This window comes from Acidisoma sp. L85 (genome assembly GCF_009765865.1).
Classification (GTDB): domain Bacteria; phylum Pseudomonadota; class Alphaproteobacteria; order Acetobacterales; family Acetobacteraceae; genus Acidisoma.
This window is the reverse complement of record NZ_LMUQ01000061.1, coordinates 396,022-419,752: the sequence shown is the minus strand read 5'-3', so window position 1 is coordinate 419,752 and position 23,731 is coordinate 396,022. Positions and strand designations below refer to the sequence as shown.

Annotated in this window: 23 protein-coding genes; 14 read left to right on the top strand and 9 right to left on the bottom strand. The window is 61.5% G+C overall.

The annotated features are described in order from the left end of the window. Nucleotides 1–16 precede the first annotated feature (16 nt). Entirely contained in the window at nucleotides 17–547 is a 531-nt protein-coding gene (locus GSQ83_RS20370; RefSeq protein ID WP_158804690.1) for a hypothetical protein, read from the top strand. A 1,280-nt stretch (nucleotides 548–1,827) separates the two neighbouring features. Beyond that, complete coding sequence (locus tag GSQ83_RS20365; RefSeq protein WP_158804689.1) at nucleotides 1,828–2,478, top strand: hypothetical protein; 651 nt, start codon at nucleotides 1,828–1,830, stop codon at nucleotides 2,476–2,478. 53 nt (nucleotides 2,479–2,531) lie between these two features. Here the strand turns inward: GSQ83_RS20365 and GSQ83_RS20360 are convergent, their stop codons facing one another. The 3 genes from GSQ83_RS20360 to GSQ83_RS20350 are packed head-to-tail and all read right to left on the bottom strand — an operon-like array spanning nucleotide 2,532 to nucleotide 5,946. Beyond that, the gene (locus tag GSQ83_RS20360; protein WP_158804688.1) at nucleotides 2,532–3,650 is read right to left on the bottom strand and encodes a CaiB/BaiF CoA-transferase family protein; all 1,119 of its coding nucleotides are present in this window, start codon (nucleotides 3,648–3,650) and stop codon (nucleotides 2,532–2,534) included. A 58-nt stretch (nucleotides 3,651–3,708) separates the two neighbouring features. Then, the gene (locus GSQ83_RS20355) at nucleotides 3,709–4,905 is read right to left on the bottom strand and encodes an acyl-CoA dehydrogenase (protein ID WP_158804687.1); all 1,197 of its coding nucleotides are present in this window, start codon (nucleotides 4,903–4,905) and stop codon (nucleotides 3,709–3,711) included. 27 nt (nucleotides 4,906–4,932) lie between these two features. After that, nucleotides 4,933–5,946: a GlxA family transcriptional regulator gene (locus GSQ83_RS20350; RefSeq protein ID WP_158804686.1), complete on the bottom strand. Its 1,014-nt coding sequence runs from the start codon at nucleotides 5,944–5,946 to the stop codon at nucleotides 4,933–4,935. 113 nt (nucleotides 5,947–6,059) lie between these two features. On the opposite strand from GSQ83_RS20350, the gene GSQ83_RS20345 reads away from it, so the two are divergent. From GSQ83_RS20345 to GSQ83_RS30040, 3 genes are all read left to right on the top strand, one after another. Continuing rightward, nucleotides 6,060–6,701 (top strand): HD domain-containing protein, encoded by a 642-nt coding sequence (locus tag GSQ83_RS20345; protein WP_158804685.1) that lies wholly within the window; start codon nucleotides 6,060–6,062, stop codon nucleotides 6,699–6,701. A 70-nt stretch (nucleotides 6,702–6,771) separates the two neighbouring features. Beyond that, nucleotides 6,772–6,972 carry a hypothetical protein gene (locus GSQ83_RS30045; RefSeq protein ID WP_216850383.1) on the top strand — a complete coding sequence of 67 codons (201 nt, stop codon included), beginning with the start codon at nucleotides 6,772–6,774 and terminating at the stop codon, nucleotides 6,970–6,972. Between the two features lie 9 nt (nucleotides 6,973–6,981). Next, the gene (locus tag GSQ83_RS30040; RefSeq protein ID WP_256367251.1) at nucleotides 6,982–7,221 is read left to right on the top strand and encodes an N-acetyltransferase; all 240 of its coding nucleotides are present in this window, start codon (nucleotides 6,982–6,984) and stop codon (nucleotides 7,219–7,221) included. 13 nt (nucleotides 7,222–7,234) lie between these two features. On the opposite strand, the gene GSQ83_RS20335 is transcribed toward GSQ83_RS30040, so the two are convergent. The 3 genes from GSQ83_RS20335 to GSQ83_RS20325 are packed head-to-tail and all read right to left on the bottom strand — an operon-like array spanning nucleotide 7,235 to nucleotide 10,004. Beyond that, nucleotides 7,235–8,149: an SMP-30/gluconolactonase/LRE family protein gene (locus tag GSQ83_RS20335; RefSeq protein ID WP_158804684.1), complete on the bottom strand. Its 915-nt coding sequence runs from the start codon at nucleotides 8,147–8,149 to the stop codon at nucleotides 7,235–7,237. Nucleotides 8,150–8,182: 33 nt separating this feature from the next. Further along, nucleotides 8,183–9,079, bottom strand: a complete 897-nt coding sequence (locus tag GSQ83_RS20330) for an SMP-30/gluconolactonase/LRE family protein (RefSeq protein ID WP_158804683.1) — start codon at nucleotides 9,077–9,079, stop codon at nucleotides 8,183–8,185. Between the two features lie 22 nt (nucleotides 9,080–9,101). Next, complete coding sequence (locus tag GSQ83_RS20325) at nucleotides 9,102–10,004, bottom strand: SMP-30/gluconolactonase/LRE family protein (RefSeq protein WP_158804682.1); 903 nt, start codon at nucleotides 10,002–10,004, stop codon at nucleotides 9,102–9,104. A gap of 239 nt (nucleotides 10,005–10,243) precedes the next feature. Between GSQ83_RS20325 and GSQ83_RS20320 the strand changes: the two genes are divergently transcribed. After that, a complete protein-coding gene (locus GSQ83_RS20320; RefSeq protein WP_158804681.1) occupies nucleotides 10,244–11,035 on the top strand; it encodes an SDR family oxidoreductase in 792 nt (263 codons plus the stop codon). Nucleotides 11,036–11,045: 10 nt separating this feature from the next. Here GSQ83_RS20320 and GSQ83_RS20315 read toward each other — a convergent pair whose 3' ends face one another. Further along, the gene (locus GSQ83_RS20315; RefSeq protein ID WP_158804680.1) at nucleotides 11,046–11,756 is read right to left on the bottom strand and encodes a GntR family transcriptional regulator; all 711 of its coding nucleotides are present in this window, start codon (nucleotides 11,754–11,756) and stop codon (nucleotides 11,046–11,048) included. A gap of 63 nt (nucleotides 11,757–11,819) precedes the next feature. Between GSQ83_RS20315 and GSQ83_RS20310 the strand changes: the two genes are divergently transcribed. Genes GSQ83_RS20310 through GSQ83_RS20285 form a run of 6 tightly spaced genes read left to right on the top strand, consistent with a single transcriptional unit; the run spans nucleotide 11,820 to nucleotide 19,730 of the window. Beyond that, complete coding sequence (locus GSQ83_RS20310; protein WP_216850381.1) at nucleotides 11,820–13,070, top strand: sugar ABC transporter substrate-binding protein; 1,251 nt, start codon at nucleotides 11,820–11,822, stop codon at nucleotides 13,068–13,070. A 39-nt stretch (nucleotides 13,071–13,109) separates the two neighbouring features. Then, a complete protein-coding gene (locus GSQ83_RS20305) occupies nucleotides 13,110–14,654 on the top strand; it encodes a sugar ABC transporter ATP-binding protein (RefSeq protein ID WP_158804679.1) in 1,545 nt (514 codons plus the stop codon). Continuing rightward, nucleotides 14,651–16,738 carry an ABC transporter permease gene (locus GSQ83_RS20300; protein ID WP_158804678.1) on the top strand — a complete coding sequence of 696 codons (2,088 nt, stop codon included), beginning with the start codon at nucleotides 14,651–14,653 and terminating at the stop codon, nucleotides 16,736–16,738. The genes GSQ83_RS20305 and GSQ83_RS20300 overlap by 4 nt, the downstream gene beginning before the upstream one ends. Nucleotides 16,739–16,776: 38 nt before the next feature. Continuing rightward, nucleotides 16,777–17,721: a 3-hydroxyacyl-CoA dehydrogenase gene (locus GSQ83_RS20295; protein ID WP_158804677.1), complete on the top strand. Its 945-nt coding sequence runs from the start codon at nucleotides 16,777–16,779 to the stop codon at nucleotides 17,719–17,721. Nucleotides 17,722–17,733: 12 nt separating this feature from the next. After that, nucleotides 17,734–18,666: a 3-keto-5-aminohexanoate cleavage protein gene (locus GSQ83_RS20290; RefSeq protein ID WP_158804676.1), complete on the top strand. Its 933-nt coding sequence runs from the start codon at nucleotides 17,734–17,736 to the stop codon at nucleotides 18,664–18,666. A gap of 5 nt (nucleotides 18,667–18,671) precedes the next feature. Further along, nucleotides 18,672–19,730: an enoyl-CoA hydratase/isomerase family protein gene (locus GSQ83_RS20285; RefSeq protein ID WP_174246697.1), complete on the top strand. Its 1,059-nt coding sequence runs from the start codon at nucleotides 18,672–18,674 to the stop codon at nucleotides 19,728–19,730. A 52-nt stretch (nucleotides 19,731–19,782) separates the two neighbouring features. Here GSQ83_RS20285 and GSQ83_RS20280 read toward each other — a convergent pair whose 3' ends face one another. Together GSQ83_RS20280 and GSQ83_RS20275 are read right to left on the bottom strand one after the other, a co-directional pair. Continuing rightward, nucleotides 19,783–20,562, bottom strand: a complete 780-nt coding sequence (locus tag GSQ83_RS20280) for a cyclase family protein (RefSeq protein WP_158804675.1) — start codon at nucleotides 20,560–20,562, stop codon at nucleotides 19,783–19,785. Between the two features lie 45 nt (nucleotides 20,563–20,607). After that, nucleotides 20,608–21,495, bottom strand: coding sequence for an MBL fold metallo-hydrolase (locus GSQ83_RS20275; protein WP_254065805.1), 888 nt, complete (start codon nucleotides 21,493–21,495; stop codon nucleotides 20,608–20,610). 197 nt (nucleotides 21,496–21,692) lie between these two features. On the opposite strand from GSQ83_RS20275, the gene GSQ83_RS20270 reads away from it, so the two are divergent. Together GSQ83_RS20270 and GSQ83_RS20265 are read left to right on the top strand one after the other, a co-directional pair. After that, a complete protein-coding gene (locus GSQ83_RS20270; protein ID WP_216850380.1) occupies nucleotides 21,693–22,415 on the top strand; it encodes a GntR family transcriptional regulator in 723 nt (240 codons plus the stop codon). Further along, on the top strand, nucleotides 22,412–23,731 hold a 1,320-nt coding region (locus GSQ83_RS20265), incomplete at its 3' end, for an MmgE/PrpD family protein (RefSeq protein ID WP_158804674.1). The genes GSQ83_RS20270 and GSQ83_RS20265, both read left to right, overlap by 4 nt.

The following is a 23,731-nucleotide window of genomic DNA, read 5'->3' as shown; positions in this document are numbered from 1 at the left end:
TCCGAATGGCCCCCTCGTGATCGTCCATGATTCCGATGAGAGACCAATTGCACCAAAGGAAGGCGCGGTCGCGTACAAAGCCACGGTCGATGCCCAGAAGCGCGCGGAGAAGACCGCGAGGCGAATCATGGGTCCTTGGAACAAAGAAATGATTGAGTCTGGCATGGAGATTTTCGGTTTTGGGCCCAAGGGTCCATCGGCGATGGACAAGGTGCATCTGGCTAGTAAGTATGACAGCATTGCCGAGGGTATGCTTGGGCCTTTCACGGTGAAGCTCTGTAGTAGTAGCCAGATCGACGACGCGCTCGGTATGGCGCGGCGAGGCGAAATATACTTGGCGCGAGAGCTTTTAGGCGAGCCATGCTCGGTGGAAAAGGTGGTCTTCGCGCTGCTTCACGAGGCGTCTCATTGTATAGGAACGGAAGACAAGGCGTATCTTGACCTAAGGCAGTTTCTTGAACATGACATCGTGAAATATCTCGGAAAGACAAAAAAATTTACGAACAATGCAGACAGCATCGCTGCCTTCGCCCATCGTATTGGATAGAGAGCGGCCGCAGCCTATAGCTTTGAATTGTGTGCGTGCCGGCTTAGGATGCGAGCAATGAGCGCTTATCTCGCGGTCAGGGTAAGGCGTGATTCGCTATGTTCGACATCATTCGGTTGCCAGGGATCACGAGGAGGCTGGCGATGTCCGAACGCCGCCGTTCGGCGACAGCAACATGCGGCGCGCGTTGATTTGTGGATCAACGAAACCTCGCCGCGCCGACTGACCGGAAGATGCCTCACTCAAGCTACGTGAGGAGGATCTTTCCTCAAGGAAGCGCGATTTCGTCTTTATATCAGCTCGGCCTATGCGGTCCTTCTTGCGTAGTGCATTGGAGCCTATATTAGCGATCGTCGTATGGGGATGATGGGCTCGGCTGGGAACGAAAAGTGTTGCCTAGTGTCGCTTGGATCACGACAAGAGGCCGCCGATGCAAGTTTCGACAACGGGGAGTGCTAGAGACGCAGCGCACACGTTCGGCAAGCGTGTTGTGGCAAAGCCGCGTGATCAATGGAACGCGGCGCAGAGAGGGTTTACAGCGGCCGACAGCTCTATGTCACCGCAGGTCGGGCGGCGGCTCCGGACGCCGAACCAGCTGGCGCCTGTGTTGCTGCCGGTGGATGGTGAAATATCAGTAGGCTCCACACTCAGCCGAAAACCGTGGAAACTTCTGCACCGAGGCCGTTTCCAAGGGGTGGATCTCTTTCGATTCGCTGCAATCTTAAAGACGATCCGATCACTCGCCAGGACCTGTCGGCGGTGCGTCGCGACGCGGCCGAAGCTCAACGTCGGGCTATTGAAGCCACACCTCGCGTCGAGGGTCCATGACTCCGCAATGATTGAAGCCGGCGTCGAGACGTCGGGTCTCGGACCGGAGGGAGCTTCACAGCGGCAAAAGAGAAATTTCAGGCTATCGAGTTGCGGTATCGGACGCGTGCGTAGCGTGCGGAACATCGCATGCCTCATTGCCGACCGCATCGGCGCGGGACTTAACGGCGATGTCTTGTATCAAACGGTAGGGTGCATTGTGGCTTCGGGATGCCGATTGCTATCTTGAGACTGAGAAAAAGAGATCCCGGGAAAAAGCTATGACTGTCTTGAGTGCGACGGAACGAACAGCGGTAACGCGACCTCATTCTCAGAATGATCAAGCGCAGGGTGGCGGCAAGTCATTCGCCGAGGCTATCGCTCGGCATTCGCCCTCTATTCGCTCTGCGTCGCCTAAGCCGCCACGTGCGAAGCCGTTAACGCACACTCCTCCTCCCGACGGCAATCCAGCGGTGACCCACCATCTTGCGCAGAAGCCTTGGCGCGTCCTGAACTACGGACACCTGTCGATCGGTGAAGATTTGAGCGGTGAGCCAGTTTCTCAGGCTGAAGTGATGAACCTTGCGCATCTTGATGCCGAAGCCTGGACACGGTGCGGGATCGCCTCGCAAAGACTTCAAAGATATCCCCATCCCCGACTAAACGCCATCGCGAATCAGTGCTTCGGCACCCACCCGATGGGCATGACGCCTTCGGAATACGCGCACATCTCAGGAGTCGTCGGATCAATCGCTGCTGGCCTCACAGGCCCGCATCGCATTAACCTTGTGAGGTCGCACGACATTGCGGGGTTGGCAGGCTATGCGCCCCAGCACTACGGAAACAGCTCAATCGTCAATCCGATGACCGGACGACTAGAACATACCAGTGCTATGTGTCTCTCGCGCGAATATCTCAGGGACTTCCCCCATGATGCGATGCGCACCATCGTGCATGAGGCATGTCACCAATACGCAGGGTTTGGGGAGTATGGATATATAGACTGGCCATACTTCCATGCTGGCGGTGGTCTGCGGTATCTTACCAACCCCGTGCCACCGGGGTACGAGGTGCACAATCCCGACAATGTGGCGGCTTTCATCTTGATGCTTTCCCAGGGCTGAGAAGCCATTGAGGCTCGCGAGTGCTTAGCGCGCCATGAGCATCGATATTTGTATCATGCGAGTCTGGGGCTCGCTCTATCCGACACCAACCGCTCGCCATCCATCACGATGGGGCTCGCGATGCCGGGAATGCCGTCGGTCAGCGACAACAGCATGCCGCGCGCGATGACTTGGGGATCGGCGAAGACATCCGCGACCGTGTTGATGGGACCGCCCGGTACACCGACCGCGCTCAACGCCGTGAGCAAGGTGTCTCGGTCGAACCGTAGCGTATGCGCTGTCAGCGCGGCCGTCAGCGCGGAGCGGTGGCCGACGCGCAGGGGATTGGTGGCGTAATAGGGATCTGCGCCAATCTCCGGCGCGTTCAGTACGCGGCAGAAGGCCTGGAACTGGCTGTCATTGCCGACAGCGACGATGATATGTCCATCCGAGACCGGCAGCGTCTGATACGGTGCGATATTGGGATGGGCGTTGCCCATGCGCTTCGGTGCCGTGCCGCTCACGAGATAATTCATGCCCTGGTTGGCGAGCACGCCGACCATGCAATCCATCAAGGCCATGTCGAGATGCGCGCCGCGCCCGGTGACATCCCGCTGGCGCAGGGCCGCAAGAATGCCGACGACGCTGTAGACGCCGGTGAAGATATCCGCGAAGGCGACGCCCATCTTCTGCGGCTCGCCGTCAGGCTCACCAGTTAGATCCATGATTCCGCCGAGGCCCTGGATCATGAAGTCGTAGCCGGCGCGCGGCGCGTAGGGACCGGTTTGGCCGAAGCCGGTGATGGAGCAATAGATCAGGCGCGGATACACGGCGCTGAGCGACGCATAGTCGAGGCCGTATTTCGCGAGGCCGCCGACCTTGAAGTTCTCGATCAGCACATCGGACTCCGCGACGAGACGGCGCACCTCGGCCCGTCCCTCTTCGGTCTCGTAATCAATCGCGATGCCTTGCTTGCCGCGATTGGTACCATGGAAATAGGCGGCGCCAAGGGCGCTGCCATCCCCGGCCGTGACGAAGGGTGGGCCCCAGTGGCGCGTATCATCGCCGACACCCGGCCGCTCAACCTTGAGGACCTCGGCGCCGAGGTCGGCGAGCAATTGTCCCGCCCAAGGTCCAGCGAGAATGCGGGCGAGTTCGAGAACGCGAACCCCGGCGAGAGGTTTAGCGGTCATCGCGTTTGTCGGGGCCGCTGATTCCAGTCGCGAGCGGTCAGTGATGCAAGGGCGCGCATCAGAACGCTGCAATCCCTGTAATGGCGCGGCCAAGTATCAGGGCGTGAATGTCATGCGTGCCCTCATAGGTATTGGTGGTTTCGAGATTGATGGCGTGCCGCATGACGTGGAACTCGGCGGAAATGCCGTTGCCGCCGTGCATGTCCCGCGCCACCCGCGCGATATCCAGCGCCTTGCCGCAGTTGTTGCGCTTGACGAGCGAGATGACCTCGGGCGCCAGCTTGCCTTCCTCGAACAAGCGGCCGAGGCGGAGCGCTGCTTGCAGACCCAGCGCGATCTCGGTTTCCATATCCGCGAGCTTTTTCTGCACGAGCTGAGTTGCCGCCAGCGGGCGGCCGAATTGCTTGCGGTCGAGCGTATACTGCCGGGCCGCGGCAAAGCAGAATTCGGCGGCGCCCATCACGCCCCAGGAAATGCCGTAACGCGCGCGGTTGAGGCAGCCGAAGGGGCCTTTGATGCCCGAGACGCCGGGCAGCAGGTTTTCCTCGGGCACCACGACGCCGTCCATCACGATCTCACCAGTGACCGAGGCGCGCAGGCTGAGCTTGTTCTCGATCTTGGGGGTGGTGAGGCCAGCCATGCCGCGTTCGAGAATGAAGCCGCGGATGGCGCCGTCATGCGCCGCCGATTTCGCCCAGACGATCATGATATCGGCGAAGGGGCTGTTGCTGATCCAGGTCTTCGATCCGGTCAGCCGATAGCCATCCGCGACCTTCTCGGCGCGGGTGCGCATGCCGGAGGGGTCGGACCCCGCATCCGGCTCGGTCAGGCCAAAGCAGCCGACCAATTCGCCGGTGGCCAGCCGGGGCAGGTAGCGCTCGCGCTGGGCCGGGGAGCCATAAGCGTGGATCGGATACATGACGAGCGAGGACTGCACGCTCATCGCCGAGCGATAACCGCTGTCGACGCGCTCAACTTCGCGCGCCACCAGGCCGTAGGAGACATAGCCGAGGCCGGCGCCGCCATATTCGACCGGGATGGTGGGGCCGAGCAGGCCGAGCGCACCCATTTCCGCCATTAGATTGCGGTCGAAAGCCTCGTCGCGATAGGCCTGGAGGATACCGGGCTGAAGCCGTTCCTGCGCGAAGTCCCGCGCGGTGTCACGGACCATGCGCTCTTCTTCCGTCAGCTGGTCATCGAGAAGAAAGGGATCGGCCCAGTCGAATACGGGCTTGGTGGGGCGGACGTCGTCCATGGTGGTTCCTCCGGCTTGGGGCGCAGATTAGACCCTCTCGGTGGGGTTGCCAAAGCCGGGCGCAGCGCTTGTGGCTGCTATCGTCCCGCCATGGCGCTTCCGATATTCGGCAGGCGTCACTCCCACCTGCCGGACAAAGGCGCGGCGGAGCGTGTCGGCATCGGCGAAGCCGCAGAGGGCCGCGACCTGCTTCGGCGGTTCGTGCCCGTCTTCCAGGCGCCGTCGCGCGGCGGCGACGCGGGCGGCTTCGGTCCAGGCGGCGGGCGTCATGCCGACTTCCTGGCGGAAGAGACGCGCGAAATGGCGCGGACTAAGGCCGGTTCGGGCAGCGAGATGCGCGACCGTGTGATCGGCGGCGGGATTGGCCGCGACCCAGCGTTGCACCTCCTGCAAGACCGAGCGGCCGGCAGGCGCGGCCTCGCCACGCCGGCTGAATTGCAACTGGCCGCCGGGGCGCTTGAAGAACATAACGAGCTGCGCCGCGACTTTCATGGCGATGGCGCGGCCGAGATCCTCCTCCACGAGCGACAGCGCGAGATCGAGCCCGGCGGTGACACCAGCGGCGGTGCGGAGGCGGCCGTCGCGCAGGTGGATGGCATCGGTATCGACAATAACGCCGGGATAGGCCAGCGCGAGCTGCTCGGCGACTGCCCAATGGGTGGTGATGCGCCGGCCCTCGAGCAGTCCTGCCGCCGCGAGGAGGAAAGCGCCGCTACAAACGGAGCCATAGCGGCGGGCCTCGGCGGTGGCCTCACGCAGCCAGGCGAGCACGGCTGGATCGGGTGCAACTTCGTGCATGTGAGGAGACCCCGCGACGAGTAGGGTGTCAGCGCTTCGGCTGGCCGCCTCGCCCACGACATGGTCGGGCAGCAGGCGCACCCCCGAGGCGCTGCGGATCGGCCCGGGCTCGGTCGCGACGACGAACGTCCGATAGGCCGCGCGTCCGGCCTGGACATTCGCCTCGGCAAAGACGTCAAGCGGGCCGGAGACGTCGAGGAGTTGCACCCCCGGGACTGCAAGAAGGATGACCGTCTTCGTCATATCGATCGCCATGGCCGGTTTCGCCGCTATCTGGCAGAGAATGACTGTTTACGTCAATTGCGGACGTGTCAGTAGCGGCGTAATTGTAGCGGCAGCTTTCAAGGAGAGATCCAATGAGCCTGTCGATCGAAGGGGTGACCATCCCCGATAGCAAACTGGCACGCGAGATCACTGAGCTAGTGAAGGATACGGAGACGCCGCTGCTGTTTCATCATTCGAGCCGGGTCTATTACTTTGGCGCGCTTGCCGGAAAGCATCGCGGGCTGCGTTTCGACCCCGAACTGCTCTATGCGGGTGCGATGTTCCACGACATGGGGCTGACGCATCAGCACAGTAGCGCGCATGAGCGTTTCGAGGTCGACGGTGCCAATGCTGCGCGGGATTTCCTGCGCGGGCATGGTATCGCGCAGCAGGATCTCGACACGGTTTGGACGGCGATTGCCTTGCACACCACGCCCGGCATTCCGCAGCATATGCATCCAGTTGTTGCGCTGGTCACCGCCGGCGTCGAAATGGATGTGCTTGGGCTGACTTATCCCGAATACAGGGCGGAAGAACGTGAGGCGGTGGTGCATGCCCATCCGCGCGAGACGAAGTTCAAGGAGGAAATCATCCAGACCTTCTATGATGGTATCAAGCACAAGCCGGACACCACCTTCGGCAATGTGAAGGCGGATGTTCTCGCGGATAAGGACCCCAGTTTCACGCGGGGCAACTTCTGCAGTGTGATTCGCGGTTCGGCTTGGCGGGGCTGAGCATTCGCCGAGCTTGGCGCCGCTCATCGCCCGCGGCTAGGCTGGCCGCGGGCGATGGCGGAGGGCTGAGGTGACCACTCGATACGGATTGGAAATCCGCGCCGCCACAGGCGCCGAGGCGCCGGGGCTTGCGGAGCTTCTGAGTGTGGCCGGTCATCCTGTCGAAACGCGTGTATTGGCGGATCGGCTGGATGCGCTTCATCAATGGCCCGGGGCAGCCTTGGTCGCGCTGGAATGGGGACCGCCGAGCGGGTTGGTGGTGGTGCATTGATACCGGACGCTGGGCGCGGAGCAGCCAACAGCGCAGATCACCACGTTGTTGGTCGGCCCGGATGAGCGACGCCGTGGAATCGGCCGGCTATTGCTGAAAGCCGCATCTCAAGCGGCAAGGGTCGCGGGATGCGATGTGCTGGAACTCGCGGTGGCTGGCGAGGAGCCGACGTTATCGGCATTCTGCCTCGCCACCGGATTTGCCGAGACGGGGTCACGTTTCGTGCGGGCGCTTCGCAAGAAGGGCTAGCGCGCCCGACGGATTAGATCGCGAAGCGGGGCTCCGGCACGCCTCGAATCCCAAGCCCGCGTATGCGGAACAGGCTTCCGGCCCCGAATTGCGGCTTCGCCTCGACCGCGAAGTGATCGTGCACCGCCGGGTGTTTAACGCGCGCCATGGAGGTGACGTAGATCTCATCGAGGTTGGGACCGCCGAAGTTGACGCTGGTTATATTCTTGACCGGCATCGAAATGCGGCGGTCCACCGTTCCGTCGGGCGCATAGCGAACGAGATCTCCGGAAATCAACTGCGCATTCCAGAGATAGCCTTCGGCATCCACCGTCGAGCCATCAGCGACGCCCGCATCATCCTTCGTACTGGCGAAAAGCCGCCGGGACGAGGGCACGCCTGTTGCGAGGTCGTAATCGTAGGCCCAGATTTCTTCTTGGAAGGTATCCGCGAAGTAGAAGGTTTTGTCGTCCGGACTCCAGCAAGGACCGTTCGAGCAGATGATGCCGCCATCTACTTTCGTGATGGAGAGATCGGGGTCGAGGCGCCAAAGACCGCAGATCTTCAGCTCCTCCTTGTCGTCCATCCCGCCGGCGAAGAACCGGCCGCGCCGGTCGCATTTTCCGTCGTTCAGGCGCGTGCGTGGCTGTTCCTCATCCACGAGCCCGATCAGCTCGGTTTTCCCGGTGGTGAAGTCGAAGAAATAGAAACCGTCATCAAGGGCGAGAACCGCGTTTCGATCGCGGCCAAGCACCATCGCGCCGACGTCCCGATCCAGGCGCCAGTTCTCAATCTTGCCGTCGCGCGGATCGTAACGCCAGATCGCGGGCTTCCCCACGCGCCGCCCTGTGCCGTCCACCCAATAGAGCTTGCCCTCCTCGACATCCCAGATCGGACCCTCGCCAAGATGATTTTCACAGTCGAGAACGCGTTCTATTGTGTAAGACATTCGGTCTTCCTTGTGGCGGCGCGTGTTTCGTGTTCAGCCAGCGATGACGTGCCGCGCGATCCCGCCTGGGAAAAGCGGCATGCCCTCGACATCGCCGAGGTCCACCTGCCACAGCGCGCCCGCCATTTCGGGATCCGGCGACAGACCTAGATGGCCGCCATCGGTCACGTATAGTTTGCGGCCGACGAAGAGGCAGTTGGTTGGAACGCGCCCGACGGGGAGGAGATAGCGATAGCTGCCATCTGGCGCCACGACATCAATGCCCTCAGCGATAAGTGCCGTGACGTAGAGGTCGCCGTTGGCCGCAACCTTCAGCCCATCAGGCTTGCCCTTCTCCGGCAGGATGCAGAGTTGCGTGATGCGGCCATCCGTACCACGCCGTTTCACCGCGCCGGTATAGCTCTCCACCCAAACGATGCTGCCGTCGGCTTCGACCACGATGCCGTTGGAATAGACGGGTTCCAACTCCTCCAGAAGTCGGCCCGTTCCATCCGGCTTCATCGCGAAAAGGCGCGAGCGATCCGGCCGGTTTACTGGGTCGAACGGGCCACCGGGATCGGTGAAATACAATGTGCCGTCCGGTCCAAAAGCCAAATCATTTGGTGCGCGTAGCTCATGACCATCGATCTGGGTCGCGAGAATCTCGACCTTGCCCTCTGGCGTCACGCGCTGGATGCAAGGCGGCCGCCGATCGACGGCTCGCCACGGCCCAATGACGCCACCATTCTGGGTGACGTAGCAACAGCCGTCGCTCGCCGCGAGTACAGCGTTGGGGCCGCCACCCACATAGGCGAAACGCGAGACGCCGCGGCCTTCTTCCCAAACCGAGACCTGGCTGCGATAGGTCTCGACGAAAATGATTCGACCATCTGAGAGCTCCGACGGACCTTCGGGCCAGCCGAGACCGTCCGCGAGTTTCGTGACCTTCATCGTGTTCTCCTGCTTCCTGCAATCAGCCGGCGAAACGGGGTTCGGGCAAGCCCTTCACACCGAGGCCGTGCACGGCATAGACACCGCCGGCATGCGGCTCTCGCTGTGGAATGCCCTTAATGGGTCGGCCCATGCTGGTGACGTAGAGAATGTCGAGATTGGGGCCGCCGAACATGACGCTCGTCAGGTTGCGGAGCGGGAAGGGAACCATGCGATCGATGCTTCCATCAGGCGCATAGCGAATGATGCGGCCGCCGAAGACATGCGCATTCCAGATATAGCCCTCCGAGTCCACTGTCGAGCCGTCGAAGGTGCCAGGATAGTTCAAGGTATCGGCGAAGACTCGCCGGTTGCTTACTTCGCCGCTCTCGATGTCATAGTCATAAGCGTACATGACGTTGTCGTAGGAATCGCAGAAATAGAAGGTACGGTTGTCAGGGCTCCAGCAGGGACCGTTCGAGCATTTAATGCCGCCATCGAGCCGGTGGATGGAGAGGTCGGGATCCAAACGATACAACGCGGAGTTTCTGACGGGCCGCTGACCTCGGTTCGCATCTTGCCGATCGTGGTCATAGGACATGTAGCCCGCGAGAAAACGCCCACGACGATCGACCTTGCCGTCATTCAGCCGGTTCTCGGGCTCATCGGCTTCCGGGTCGCCAATATGAGTGAGTCGTTGCGTTTCAAAATCGTACAGGCTGAAGCCATTAGCGAGAGCGAGCACGGCGCCGCCCTTTTCACGCAATGCCATAGAGCCGATATGGGAGGGAACGTAGAAAAGCTTCACATCACTGCCATCCGATTTGCAGCTCCAGATTTCAGCCGCTGAACTATCGATCCAGTATAGACGCTGCTCCTCAACGTCCCATAAGGGACCCTCGCCGAGATGGTTGCGTGAGTCCACCAAGAGGCGGATATCGACCATGACGCTGCTCCCTATTTCTCGTCGCACGGATTTAGGCCGCTTGCATACGTTTTCTTGGGAGCGAGGATACCGGCGGAGCCGGGCATTTCCAAGCCCTGTGATCACACATCGCCTATCTCCCATTGCGCAGCATTGACGCTCATCGCCACCGCGTGGCATGGCATTCACGAAGTCCCGGCTGAAATCGGGCGTCATCCGCGCTGCGGTGCAGCAAGGCGGATAAGTCAGGGGAGGATCTCATGGATCTCGGGTTGACGGGCAAACGTGTCGTTATCAGTGCGGGCGCCGCGGGTATCGGCCGCGTAATCGCCGAGCGGTTTCTCGACGAGGGCGCGCGCGTTTTCGTCTGTGACGTAGATGAGGCCGCGCTCGCGAAGCTGGACGGTCACCACCCCTCGCTGACCGCGATGCGCGCCGATGTCTCCAAGTCCGAACAGGTAGGCGCGATGTTCGACCGCATCGAGACCGAACTCGGCGGCATCGACATTCTGGTCAATAATGCGGGTGTCTCAGGTCCGACGAAGATGGTGGAGGATGTCACGGACACGGAATGGGCGCAGACGATCGACGTCAATGTCACCGGCGGATTCTACATGGCCCGGCGCGCGATTCCATTAATGAAGAAACAGAATAGCGGCGTTATCCTCAATCTGTCCTCGACCGCCGGGCGAATGGGCATGCCACTGCGATCGGCCTATTCGACCAGCAAATACGCCGTCCGCGGGTTCACAGATGTGCTCGCGATCGAACTCGGGGCGTTCAATATTCGCGTCAACGCGATTCTGCCGGGCGTCGTCAACGGGCCACGCTCAAGGCGAGTGTTCGAGGAACAAGCCAAGGCTCGTGGTGTGAGCTACGAGCGATATCTCCCGATGGTGCTGCACAATGTTTCGATGCACAGCATGGTCGAGATGGTCGAGATCGCGGATATGGCAATCTTCCTCGCCTCCGATCGGGCGCCGCATGTTTCCGGCCAGTCGGTCGGGGTCTGCGGCAACTTCGAAACCTATCGCTCGCCGCCGGAAAACTGAGAAGCAATGCCTAAGCGGCAATCGCGGCTCTTCGTGGCCGCGTCGCCGTTGCGGTGAGGTGCTTCATCGAGAATTCTGCCGTGCGCTCCATGTCCAGCGTGAGCGCGCGGGCGACGCCATCCGCGTCCTGTCGCGCCATCGCCCGGATTAGCCGGCCATGCACAACCGTTCCCCGACGAAAGATCTCCCGCGCGTCCATGCGCCCCCGCAACATATCGGCGAGATAAGGGCCACTGCGGAGCCAAAGCATGTCAATCAATTCGAGAAGCTGCGGCGACTTCGCCGCGCGGTAGATCGTGAAATGAAACTCCTGGTTCGCGCGCAAAACATCGTCGGCGCGGGTGGGCTCGATCGCCTCGCGCATCTCGGCATTCAGTCGCGTGAGGGTTTCGATAAGTTCTTGATCCACATTCGTTGTCGCGAGGCGGGCCGCCATGCCCTCAAGCGCCACACGTACGCGGGTGAGTTCCACCAGCCGGTCGGGAGTCATCGGAATGACCTGAAACGAGCGGTTCGGTGCCTGGATCAGCGCACCTTCGGCGATGAGCCGGCGAAGCGCTTCGCGGACAGGCATTTCGCTGGTGCCGACAGCGCGCGCGAGGGCGCGAACGGTCATCGATTGCCCTGAGACCAGCCGCCCTTGCTGCAGTGCGCCACGCAACTCGCGGTAAACACGCTCCTGCACCGTGGTGACATCGACAGCGGTAATGCTGGTCGTCACGCTTTTCTGCTCCCTGTCGCCGAAGCGTCTCTGCCGCTGCGTGTGATCACAGATCGATCCACGTTGACGACAACCATCATGTATGGTGTTTTAGCGAGAATAGCAATTTCGGACGTTGCTCGGACGACTGTGAAAAATTGCAAGAGCCCGGGCGCCGGGACAGGGGAGAAAAAGACGATGCGTCTTCACAAGATGATCGCTCGGGGCCTTTTGCCTCTCGCAATGAGTGCGGCAATCACCGCCGGGTTAGCCGCGCCGAGCCACGCAGCCGACAAGAAGCTCAAAATCTTTTTGAGCATGAGCTACATCGGCAACGACTGGCAGGCGGAGGCCGAGAACGAAATCCGGGCGATGGCGGCGTCGAAATCTTTGCGTGACAAGGTTGACCTCCGCATTCAGGTTGCCGGGCCAAATGCCCAGCGCCAGATCCAGCAGATCAACAGCATGGTGCAGGCTGGCGCCAATGCCATTCTGGTCTACCCGATCTCCCCCACGGCGCTGAACGCGGTTGTCAAGAACGCCTGTCAGCGCGGCGTCATTGTCGCTGCCTATGATTCCGTGATCTCGGAGCCATGCGCCTATAACTTTCACATCGACCAGCTTCTATGGGGGAAGAACCAGGCCAACTGGCTCGTCAAACAGCTGAATGGCAAGGGCAATATCGTTCTGATCAATGGTGTGCCCGGAACCTCCGTGGACCTCTTGCGCAAGCAGGGCGAGTTGGAGGTGCTGAAGAACTACCCGGATATTCACATCGTCGCTCAGGCGAATGGCATGTGGAGCCAGGCGGTGGCTCGCACGGAGCTTTCGAAAATCATCGCCACGCATCCCTGGACCAGCATCGACGGCGTGCTGATGCAAGCTGGATGCTACACGGCGAATGCCATGCAGAAGGAAGCCGGTATCGCCGACGACAAGCTTAGGCCTTGCGGCGGCGAAGCCTCCAATGGTGGCCGTTTGCAGATGCTGCCCGCCGGCACTCAGGTCGATGGGGCAAATGGCAGTTACCGCCCGATGGGGGCACACCGCATGTCTTCTGGTTCACAAAACTTCTCCGGTGCGCTCGCGCTCAAGCGCGTCGTCGAGAAGCTTGAGGGAAAAGATATTCCGAAGCTGACGGTGATCGAACAGAATTTGGTCACTAACGACAACATCAAACTCTGTGAGACCGGAAGCTGGGCGGAAATGAGGGCGGGTTGCAACGTCTTCAAGCCGTCGCTGATCCCCAATCCCGGCTGGTTCGCTTCTGTCTATTCTCCCGACGTTCCTGAGGTAGGCGTGCAAGGCGCGCTCACCGGCAAACCGGAGGAGTGAGACGTCGGCCTCGCCGAATTGCTTGAGAGGGCTACGGGCATGACGGTCGATATCGCCATTTCCGCCGAGAACATCCGGAAGGTCTATGGCGCGACGGTCGCTCTCGACGGCATGTCTTTCTCGGTGCGCGCGGGAACAGTGCATGCGCTGCTCGGCGAGAACGGCGCGGGAAAATCGACCACGGTCAAGATGCTGAGTGGGCTGGTCCAGCCGGATGCCGGCGTTCTCAAGGTATTCGGCGAGAGTTGCGCGCTTCGTTCGCCGCGCCAGTCCCACGCGCTCGGCATCCAGACCGCGTTCCAGGAAATGACCCAAATCCGCGACCTCACAATCGCGGAGAATATGCTGCTGCTATACGAACCCGTTTCGACCCTCGGTCAGGTGCGCAAGCGGGAAGGTCTTCGGTTAGTTAACGAGCATCTGGCCAGTTTGGGCCTCGAGGATATCGATCCGCGCAGGGAGATGTCGGAGCTGAGCCTTTCCTCGCGGCAGAAGGTGGAGATTGCGCGGGCCGTCTTTCGGCGGCCGAGGATTCTGCTGTTGGATGAGCCGACGTCCACTTTGTCAGGACGTGATATCGATTGGTTAGGCGATCTAATCGCACGGCTGAAGGCGCAAAGCATCACGATCATCTTCATCTCGCATCGCATGCCGGAGGTGCGGCTGTTCTGCGAGCATCTCACGGTTCTGCGGAACGGCAAAGATGTCGGAGCCGGGCGCGTCGATGAGGTCAAGGAAGATGAACTCATCCAGATGATTATCGGCCGCTCGCTTGCGGCAACTTTTCCGCCGCGCATTTCTACCGCCGTCTTGGGCGCGACGCCAGCGCTCGCGGCCAAGAGCCTGAGCGTAGAGGGCAAGGTGCGTGACGTGTCATTCTCGCTTGCGCCCGGTGAGGTGCTTGGAATTGCCGGTCTGCAAGGAATGGGGCAATTGGAGCTTTTCCAGGCGTGTTTCGGCGCGGCGCAGCCAACCGGCGGCGTTATCGAGGTAGCCGGAAAGCCAGTGATGCTGTCCTCCCCGGGCGACGCGGTGTGCGCGCAGATCGGGATCAGCATGGTTCCCGAAGACCGCAAGACCGAGGCGCTTCTTCTCAAGCTAGACGGGCAGAGCAACGTTTCACTTCCGACACTGGAGCGGCGGAGTCGTTTTGGCCTCATCGACAAGAAAGCGGAGGCCAGCGCGGTCGCGCGTGTGCTGGATGTCGTTCAGGTGCAGGAAAGAGCGCTTTATACGCGTGTCTCGGCGTTCAGCGGAGGTAATCAGCAAAAGATCGCGATCGCCAAGTGGTTGCTTGCGGAAAGCCGGGTCATGCTGATGTACGATCCGACGCGCGGCGTCGATGTCGGCACCAAACACGAAATCTATGTTCTGATTCGCGATTTCGCCAAGGCTGGAGGTGCGGTGTTGTTCTGTTCCAGCGAGGTCCCTGAGTTAGTAAATCTGTGTGACCGCGTGCTCGTTATGTATGGCGGCCAGGTTGTGTGCGAGCTGGTCGGAGATGAAATTGACGAAGAGGCCATCATGCGGCCGGCGCTGGGTGAAATCGAGCCGAACCGCGCCGTGATGGAATTGGCGTCATGACCTCCGCCGTGGTGCGATCCGCTCCGCCATCGGGTGTCGCGCCGCGAAGTTCCAGCGCTGTCCTCTTCCTGCGCCGAAATCGCGGCGTGCTGATCATCGTCGCGGTATTCACCGCGCTCTTCCTTGTCTCGACGATTTTCAGCGGCGGTTCCTTCGGCTATTTCGAAGCGAGTTTCATGGCGAGCGGCGGTGCCACGCTAGCGCTCGCAGCGATGGGGCAGGCGCTCGTCATTCTTGTAGGCGGCTTTGATCTTTCGGTCGGCTCGGTCGTGTCGCTCGTCAATGTTGTGCTGGCGACGCATATGGGCACGGGGATCGGCTCGGAAGTTGGGGTCGGCGTTCTTGGCCTCGCCGTGGGTGGGGCCGTCGGCGCTTTCAACGGCTTTTTCGTGGCTTTTCTGGGATTGCAACCGATCGTTGTCACGTTGTCCTCGATGTTCCTCGTGCGGGGCGTCACCGTCCTGGTGCTGGATTCACCGGGCGGATCGATTCCCGATGGCTTCAAGAACTTCTTCACCGGCGCCGCGATCCCTAATTTCTTACCCGCTGCGCTGCTGGTGATCGCCTTTGCGGTTGTGGTCTGGCTGGCGATCAAGGGCACGCGCTTCGGTATCAGCATTTACGCTATAGGCAGCGAGGAGGAGTCCGCGCGTTCTACCGGCATCCCTGTGCGTCGGACGAAATTCCTCACTTATGTCGTGGCCGGGATGTTCTATGGTGGGGCGGGTATCTTCATCAGTGCTCAGACCGGAGCTGGCGATCCCCTGATCGGGGACCCTCTGGTGCTCGAGACTTTTGCCGCCGTGGTGCTCGGTGGCACGGTTCTCGGTGGCGGACGGGGTGGCCTGATTGGGGCGATTTTTGGCGCCTATACCCTGATGCTGATGGTCAATATCCTATTGGCCCTGAATGTATCCGCCTATTACAGCTCGGTTGCCGAAGGCGTTGTACTGATCCTTGCCGTGCTGGTCTCGGCCCTGCACAAGGACGCGCCACTTGCGCAAGGCGTCGGCTCCATGCGCCGCTGGTTTCGGGGGTGGCGAGCGGGCTTGCTGCCGTCGCAGATCCAGTGGGGCGGGGCGCCCGTTCATGTTGAGCTTTCACGCTCGGCAGCGGCGTTGCGAGCACCAAACGTCAGTTGGATGCAACGCAACCGGGAGCGCCTGCGCTTTGCGCTTCCGGCCTATGTCTGTGTCGCCGGAGTACTGGTCGCGACGGCGATCGTGCGGCCGGACACAGTCGAGCACTGGTCGTATTACAATTCGCTTATCGTGCTAAGTTCTTTTCTCATCATTCTGGCGCTCGGGCAGGGCACGGTGATCCTGACTGGCGGGTTGGATCTTTCGGTTCCCTGGGTGATCGGCTTTTGCGGCATCCTGGCGGCCGGAATGATCCGCGGCTCGAACGAGGCATCGCTCTGGGTTGTGCCGGCGGTTCTGGTGCTGGGTGCGCTGATTGGCACGGTCAATGGTCTCGGAATCGTGGTGCTGGGGCTCCCACCAATCGTAATTACGCTTGCAATGAACGGCATTCTGCAGGGTGCGGCGCTGGTCTACAGCAATGGCACGCCGGATGGGTTTTCCTCATCCGGACTGCATTGGTTCCTGACCGGCAAGATCACTGGCATTGCGCCCGTCGTGGTCTTCGTCGTGTTGTTCATCGTCGGGGCGGTCTTTCTGCTGGGTGGCACGGTCTTCGGGCGGCGCGTCTATGCGATTGGAAATAGCGTGACTGTCGCGCGGCTGTCGGGCGTCAATGTGCCGCGCACGTTGGTTCTGGTCTATGTGCTGAGCGGTGTTTGTTCGGCGCTCGTCGGTGTACTGCTGACCGGCTTTAGCGGCCAAGCCAGTCTCGGCATGGGAGATGATTACCTTTTGCCCTCGATTGCCGTGGTGGTAGTGGGCGGGACGCTTATCACCGGCGGTCGTGGCCACTATCTCGGCATGTTGGGAGGCGCGCTACTTCTGACGGCTCTGCAGACTCTGCTCGACGGCACGAACTTGCCGCATGCCGTCCGGGACATCATCTTCGGCTTGGTTGTTTTGGGCGCGGTTCTTGCTTTGCGCGAACGGCAGACACGTTGACGGCGGCGACCGTGTTGAGACGATAAGGAAACGGTGAGATGGTCGAAAAGGTCGCGGTGATTGGTAGCGGGCTCATCGGGCGCGCCTGGTCCATCAGCTTCGCACGTGCCGGCTACGAGGTGGCATTGCATGATGCTCAAGATGGCGCGGCGCAGGCAGCCGTTGCCTACGTCGATTCGGTGTTGGAGGATCTCGCGCGCAACGACTTGCTCAGCGGCCATACGCCCGAGCAGGTGCGCAACCGCATCAGACCTGCGCGCAATCTCGCCGCGGCCCTTGAGGGCGCGGTGCATGCGCAGGAGAATACTCCCGAGCGGATCGAGACCAAGATCGCTGTGTTTCGCGAGCTTGATGCCGCGGCGGGACCAGACACGATCCTCGCCAGTTCGACCTCGGCGCTTTTGCCGTCGGCTTTTACGGAGAGTTTGCCGGGGCGGCATCGCTGTCTGGTGATCCATCCGATCAATCCGCCCTACCTTATCCCGGCTGTCGAGGTGGTTCCCGCGCCATGGACGGCGCCGGAGGTGGTGGAGCGGTCTGGCAATTTCATGCGGGCTGCCGGGCACGCGCCCATCATGATGAAGCGGGAGATTGACGGCTTCGTGATGAACCGCCTGCAAGGTGCTTTACTACAGGAGGCTTTTCGGCTCGTTGCCGAAGGCTATGCCGGGGTCGAGGATGTCGATATCGGCATTCGCGATGGTCTGGGGCTGCGCTGGGCTTTCATGGGACCTTTCGAGACCATCGACCTGAACGCGCCCGGTGGTGCGGCCGACTATATCGCGCGCTACGAGGGCCTCTATGAAAACCTGTGGAAGGGCCAGCAGCATATTGCGAGCTGGGCGGAGGCGAGCGAGCGTGTGGATGCGGAACGACGGGCAGCCCTGCCGAAGGAACGGCTGGCGGAGCATGCTGGTTGGCGGGATCGTCGGTTGATGGCGTTGCTGGCGCATAAACGCGACGCGGCGAAGAAGATCGTTTAAGGAGCAAGCACCATGGCCAAGGCCAGAAAAGTCATCGTCACCTGTGCGGTTACCGGTGCGATCCACACGCCATCGATGTCGCCGCATCTGCCGGTGACGGCTGACGAGATTGCCGAAGCGGCCATCGGCGCGGCGGAGGCTGGCGCCGCCGTGCTGCATTTGCACGCGCGAGACCCCGAGACGGGCAGGCCGGATCAGCGGCCGGAGGCATTCGCGCCATTTCTCTCGCGCATCAAGCAGTCGACCAATGCCGTGCTGAACCTGACCAGCGGCGGCAGCCCTTTCATGAAGATCGACGAGCGCATCCGGCCCTCGACGACCTACAAGCCGGAAGTGGCGTCGCTGAATATGGGTTCGATGAATTTCGGATTGTTTCCGATGCTCGATCGGTTCAAGGAGTTCAAGCATCCCTGGGAACGGGAATTCCTGGAGGGCAGCCGGGACCTGATTTTCCGCAATACCTTCAAGGACATCGAATACGCGCTGAACGCGATGAGCGGGAACGGGACGCGGTTTGAGTTCGAGTGCTATGACGTCAGCCACTTATACAACCTCGCGCATTTTCTTGACCGCAAGCTGGTGACACCGCCGCTATTCGTGCAGACAGTATTCGGCATTCTCGGCGGCATTGGGCCGCATCCTGAGGATGTGATGCATATGCGGCGCACGGCCGATCGGCTGTTTGGCGATGGGTATCAGTGGTCGGTGCTCGGCGCGGGACGCAACCAAATGCCGATCGCGGCAATGGCGGCGGCCATGGGGTCCCATGTGCGGGTGGGCCTGGAGGACAGTCTTTGGATCGGGCCAGGGAAATTCGCTGAAAGCAATGCGCAGCAGGTGCGCAATGTGCGGCAGATTCTCGAAGGTCTGGGATTGGAACTTGCAAGCCCGGACGAGGCGCGGGCCATGTTGGCGCTCAAGGGCGGAGATAAGGTCGGATTCTGAGCTTCGTGTCCGATGTCCTGATCCGTGTCGAGGGACGTGTCGGCCGGATCACACTCAACCGGCCGGCCCGCTTGAATGCGCTGACCTTGGAGATGGTCGAGCATATTCGTGTGGCGCTCGACGCATGGGAAACGGATTCCGGCGTGGAGTTCGTGCTGATCGATGGCGCGGGCGAGCGTGGCTTATGTGCGGGTGGCGATATTCGCGAGGTGTATGAGGCAACACTCGCTGCGGATTTTGGCGCGAATGCGAGCTTCTTTCGCAACGAGTACCAGCTCAACGCGCGCATCGCGGAATACCCGAAGCCTTATGTGGCGCTGATGGAAGGCATTGTCATGGGCGGCGGAATTGGTCTGTCCGCTCACGGCAGCCACCGCATTGTCACGGAGCGCTCGCGTGTTGCCATGCCGGAGACGGGGATTGGCTTCTTCCCGGATATCGGCGCGACCTGGTTGCTGAGCCGCGCGCCGCGCGAAATCTGCATGCATATCGCACTCACAGGCGATGCGATCGGGGCGGCCGACGCCTTGTTGTGCGGGCTTGCGGATGTTTACGTGCCATCCGTCCGGCTGCCCGCTTTGTTGGAGGCACTGCTGAACTGCGGTGCGGTGGGTCTAGAAGACTGCATTCAGGCTCATTCCGAGGCGCCGCCGCCCGGCGTTCTCGAGGAAGGTCGAGGCTGGATTGAAGCCTGCTACGCGGGAGCCAGTGTTGAGGCGATTGTCGCGGCGCTTGCGACACGGGAGGAGCCGCCCGCACGAAAGGCAGCCGCGACTGTCGCGCTGCGTTCCCCGAGCAGTCTCAAGATCACGTTGCAGGCCTTACGAACGGCGCCCGCGCTTGGTGGTTTGAGAGCCTGTCTGGACCGTGAGTTCGGGATGGCGTTGGTCCGGACAAGTGGCCACGATTTCGTCGAGGGCGTGCGGGCTGCGATTGTCGATAAGGATCGCAAGCCGCACTGGGTTCCCGCCCATTTGGAAGAAATGAGCGACGGTGAGGTCGCTCAGTTTTTCGCCAACGCCGCGCTGAAGCCTTCGCTGTGGCTGGACGAGGGGTCAGCGTGAGTTGAGGTTTCAGTCTCAGCTTGCCCGCTTTACGCGGCGGGCGCTCAAATACCTACGGTTCTTCGATGATCGCGACGGCTCTCGTCCAGCCAGCGGAAGCTCGTTCGATTTTCACCGGGAAACAACTCACCAGGAAACCGGTTGATGGCAGCTGCTCCAGATTGTGTAGCTTCTCGATGTGGCAATAGCCGGTGTGCCGTCCGGCTTTGTGACCCTCCCAGATCAGTGAAGCGTCTTTCGTCTCGGCATATTTCCGGGCGGTGTGTACGAAGGGCGCGTCCCAGCTCCAACCGTCCGTGCCGGTGAGCCGGATCCCGCGATCGAGGAGGTACATCGTCGCCTCATACCCCACGCCACAACCGCTCGCGAGATAGTCCGGCTCGCCGAAACGCAGGCCTGCCGCGGTGTTGACCACAACAATTTCGAGCGGACTCAGGGTGTGGCCGATACGCGCGAGTTCTGCCTCGACATCGGCGGCGGTCGCGACATATCCGGAAGGGAAGTGGCGAAAATCGAGCTTCACGCCGGGCTGGAAGCACCAGTCCAGCGGCACTTCGTCGATCGTGATCGCCCTCTCGCCATGGTTCATGGTCGAGTGGTAGTGCCACGGCGCATCCAGATGCGTGCCGTTATGCGTTGAAATCGTCACCTGCTCCATGGCCCAGCCCTCGCCATCCGGCAGATCTTCCCCGCGCAGGCCCGGGAAGAAGCCCAGTATCTGCGGCAGCGATTCCTTGTGCGCGGTATAGGTGATTGACGGGATCATCATCGGCGGATCGGCCGGGATGTCGTTCGCGAGTGGAATCGAAATGTCGATAATGCGACGGGCCATGCTGAACTCCTGGGCAATCGAACTGTGGCAGGTCAACGAGAAACTTCAAACTTCAACGTTTTGCTTTTCTGCACGCTGCGCGTTTATACGCCAGGTGTTTCCCTGGCGGGTCACCCTCCCCTCGGCATCGAGCTTGATGAGATGCGCGAGAACGTTTCGCTCGGCTGCGCGCCGGAGCATGGGATCGGTTTTGGCGTAGAGACGCGATACCAATTCGGCTGTCGTCTGGGGCCGCGCGGCGATGGCGCGGCTGATCGCCTCTTCCCGCCGTCTGCGATGCGCGATGAGAAGACGGACATAGGCTTGGGGGTTCGGCAAGGCGGGACCATGGCCGCAAAGATAGAGCGTGTCGGGGCGGTCCAGAAGTAGTTCGAGGCTCGCCAGATAAGCTTTCATATCACCAAGCGGTGGGCTGACCACGCTGCTGGACCAACCCATGACGTGATCGCCACTGAACAATATGCCGTCGCGCCATGCGAAACAGAGGTGATCCGCTGCATGGCCCGGCGTGAAGGTCGCGGTAAGCCCGGAAATCGTGTCGCCATCGTCAAGCGCGAAATCCGGTTCGAAGCTCGGTGTCGCACTGCGCTTCCAGCCATAGGTTGGCGCGCCCGTTGCGGCTTTTAGCTCAGCCGTGGCGCCGACATGGTCGCTATGGGTGTGGCTGAGAAGGATGCGGCGTATCCGGCCGCCTCCGGCTTTGACGATGGCGGCGACATGTCCGGGCAGGTCGGGCCCGGGATCGAGTACGATCAGGCCACCATCGGGGTCGTCGATCAGATAGGTGTTGGTGCCGTGATAGGTCATGCTTGCCGCATTACCCGCCACCACACGTTTGACGCCGGGCAAGACATCGAGCGCGAGGCCGCGAGGTGGTTCAGGCTCCTTGAGGAAAGTCATCTCGCGGTTAGGTTCCAATCCATTCTGATCCATCTGGGCTCGCTGTTCAGGGGTAAGTGACCCCGAAAGCTTCGGAAGGCAATCCGAAGCCGTCGCGTGTCATTAATTTGTCGACAAAAGCAGCGCGATTACCACCTGTCGTGATCGCGACGGTGAGGCGTGTGGAACGCTGGTCGACAATATTGACCTGACGCCATGGCCGCGCGATAAGCGCTTCGGGGGAGCGAGCCGTGTCAACTGCGCCAGCTGATCCGGCTGCCGAGGCGGATGGGGCCACGGCGGCCCACCGCGTCTTCGATTTGCTCAGTGAAGCAATCATCAGTGGGGAACTCGCGCCCGGCGCGAAGATCAAGGAATCCGCGCTTTCCTCACGTTTCGGTGTTAGCCGCGCGCCTTTACGGGAAGCCATCCGCCGGCTTGAGGAGCGCAAGCTGCTCATTCGCACGCCGAGGCTCAGCGCGCGCGTCACAGAATTAACGCCGGTTCGCATCACCGAGCTCTATGAAATTCGTGAGGTGCTGGAGGGCATGGCGGCACGGCAGGCGGCCTTGCGGATGCAGCCGGATGACATCGCTCACCTGCGGGATCTGCTGCGGCAGCACGAAGCCGCCCTGAATGCGACTGAGGATGACGTCTATCGGCAGGGCACGGCGGATGAGGATTTCCACTTCTTCATCATCCAGCGCAGCGGCAATGCGACCCTGGTGCAGATTCTCTGCGACGAATACTACAACCTTATCCGCATGGTCCGGCGCCGTCACAGCCGGGTCGCGGGGCGTGCCCGCCGCGCGCTACAGGAACACCAGCAATTGGTCGAGGCGTTGGCCGAGAGGGACGGCGATTTCGCCGAGCGATTGATGCGCCGGCACGTCGCCGCGGCGCTGCGCGGCATTCTCGGCAGCCTCGATGCTGAAACACGGACGCCACAGATGGAAAGCGGGATCGCAGCATGATCACTCACGAGGTTCGGGTTCATCCGGAAAAAGACCGCCTGGCACGAGAAGATCAGCTCGCCTGGAAGATCGCCGCCGTCGCCGCCGATCCGGTGGAGGTGGAGCCCGTCGTCGCCGAGATGATCGTGAACCGGATCATCGACAATGCCGCTGTGGCGATCGCCGCGATCAATCGCCACCCGGTGGTGACCGCGCGTGCCCAGGCGCTCGCGCATCTGCGCCAAGGGGGGGCGACGGTGTTTGGCTGCGATACGAGGCTGCGGGTGCATGCGGAATGGGCCGCCTGGGCCAATGGCACGGCCGTGCGTGAGCTGGACTATCACGACACTTTTCTGGCGGCGGAATACAGCCACCCCGGCGACAATATCCCGCCGATCCTGGCGGTGGCGCAGCAATGCGGCAAAGACGGACGCTCGCTGATCCGCGGCCTCGCCACCGGCTACGAAATTCAGGTGGATTTGGTGCGGGCCATTTGCCTGCATAAGCACAAGATCGACCATGTCGCGCATCTGGGACCGTCGGCCGCGGCTGGCATCGGCACATTGCTCAATTTGCCCGCGGAGGAAATCTACCAGTCGGTTCAGCAGGCGCTGCACGTGACGACCGCGACGCGGCAAAGCCGCAAGGGTGAAATCAGTTCGTGGAAGGCCTATGCGCCATCACATGCCGGGAAGCTGGCGATCGAGGCGGTGGACCGCGCCATGCGCGGCGAGGGCGCGCCGAGCCCGATCTATGAAGGCGAGGACAGCGTGATCGCCTGGATGCTCGACGGTCCGAAGGCGCAATATGCCGTGCCGCTGCCGGCGCCGGGCGAGGCAAAGCGCGCGATCCTCGATACCTACACGAAGGAACACTCGGCGGAGTATCAGAGCCAGGCGCTGATCGACCTGGCTTTCCGCATGGGGCGCCAGGTGACGGATTGGGAGCACGTGGAGAGCATCGTCATCCACACCAGCCATCACACGCATTACGTCATCGGCACAGGCTCGAACGATCCGCAGAAGTTTGATCCCACCGCCTCACGCGAAACACTCGATCATTCGATCATGTATATCGTGGCTGTGGCTTTGCAGGATGGCGCTTGGCATCACGTCAACTCCTATGCACCGGAGCGGGCGCAGCGACCGGATACCGTGCGTCTATGGCACAAGATTAGCACGATCGAGGATCCGGACTGGACGCGGCGCTACCATTCCGAGGACCCGGCCGTGAAGGCTTTCGGTGGTCGCGTGGTTATCCGCCTGCGGGACGGTCGCGAGATCGTGGATGAGCTGGCGGTCGCGAATGCGCATAGTCTGGGCGCGACGCCCTGGCAG

Bases quoted from the DNA above. Each gene is read 5' to 3' on its own strand.
- GSQ83_RS20360 (WP_158804688.1), bottom strand. From the start codon at position 3,650: ATGACCGCTAAACCTCTCGCCGGGGTTCGCGTTCTCGAACTCGCCCGC.
- GSQ83_RS20355 (WP_158804687.1), bottom strand. From the start codon at position 4,905: ATGGACGACGTCCGCCCCACCAAGCCCGTATTCGACTGGGCCGATCCC.
- GSQ83_RS20350 (WP_158804686.1), bottom strand. From the start codon at position 5,946: ATGACGAAGACGGTCATCCTTCTTGCAGTCCCGGGGGTGCAACTCCTC.
- GSQ83_RS20345 (WP_158804685.1), top strand. From the start codon at position 6,060: ATGAGCCTGTCGATCGAAGGGGTGACCATCCCCGATAGCAAACTGGCA.
- GSQ83_RS20335 (WP_158804684.1), bottom strand. From the start codon at position 8,149: ATGTCTTACACAATAGAACGCGTTCTCGACTGTGAAAATCATCTTGGC.
- GSQ83_RS20330 (WP_158804683.1), bottom strand. From the start codon at position 9,079: ATGAAGGTCACGAAACTCGCGGACGGTCTCGGCTGGCCCGAAGGTCCG.
- GSQ83_RS20325 (WP_158804682.1), bottom strand. From the start codon at position 10,004: ATGGTCGATATCCGCCTCTTGGTGGACTCACGCAACCATCTCGGCGAG.
- GSQ83_RS20320 (WP_158804681.1), top strand. From the start codon at position 10,244: ATGGATCTCGGGTTGACGGGCAAACGTGTCGTTATCAGTGCGGGCGCC.
- GSQ83_RS20305 (WP_158804679.1), top strand. From the start codon at position 13,110: ATGACGGTCGATATCGCCATTTCCGCCGAGAACATCCGGAAGGTCTAT.
- GSQ83_RS20300 (WP_158804678.1), top strand. From the start codon at position 14,651: ATGACCTCCGCCGTGGTGCGATCCGCTCCGCCATCGGGTGTCGCGCCG.
- GSQ83_RS20295 (WP_158804677.1), top strand. From the start codon at position 16,777: ATGGTCGAAAAGGTCGCGGTGATTGGTAGCGGGCTCATCGGGCGCGCC.
- GSQ83_RS20290 (WP_158804676.1), top strand. From the start codon at position 17,734: ATGGCCAAGGCCAGAAAAGTCATCGTCACCTGTGCGGTTACCGGTGCG.
- GSQ83_RS20280 (WP_158804675.1), bottom strand. From the start codon at position 20,562: ATGGCCCGTCGCATTATCGACATTTCGATTCCACTCGCGAACGACATC.
- GSQ83_RS20275 (WP_254065805.1), bottom strand. From the start codon at position 21,495: ATGGATCAGAATGGATTGGAACCTAACCGCGAGATGACTTTCCTCAAG.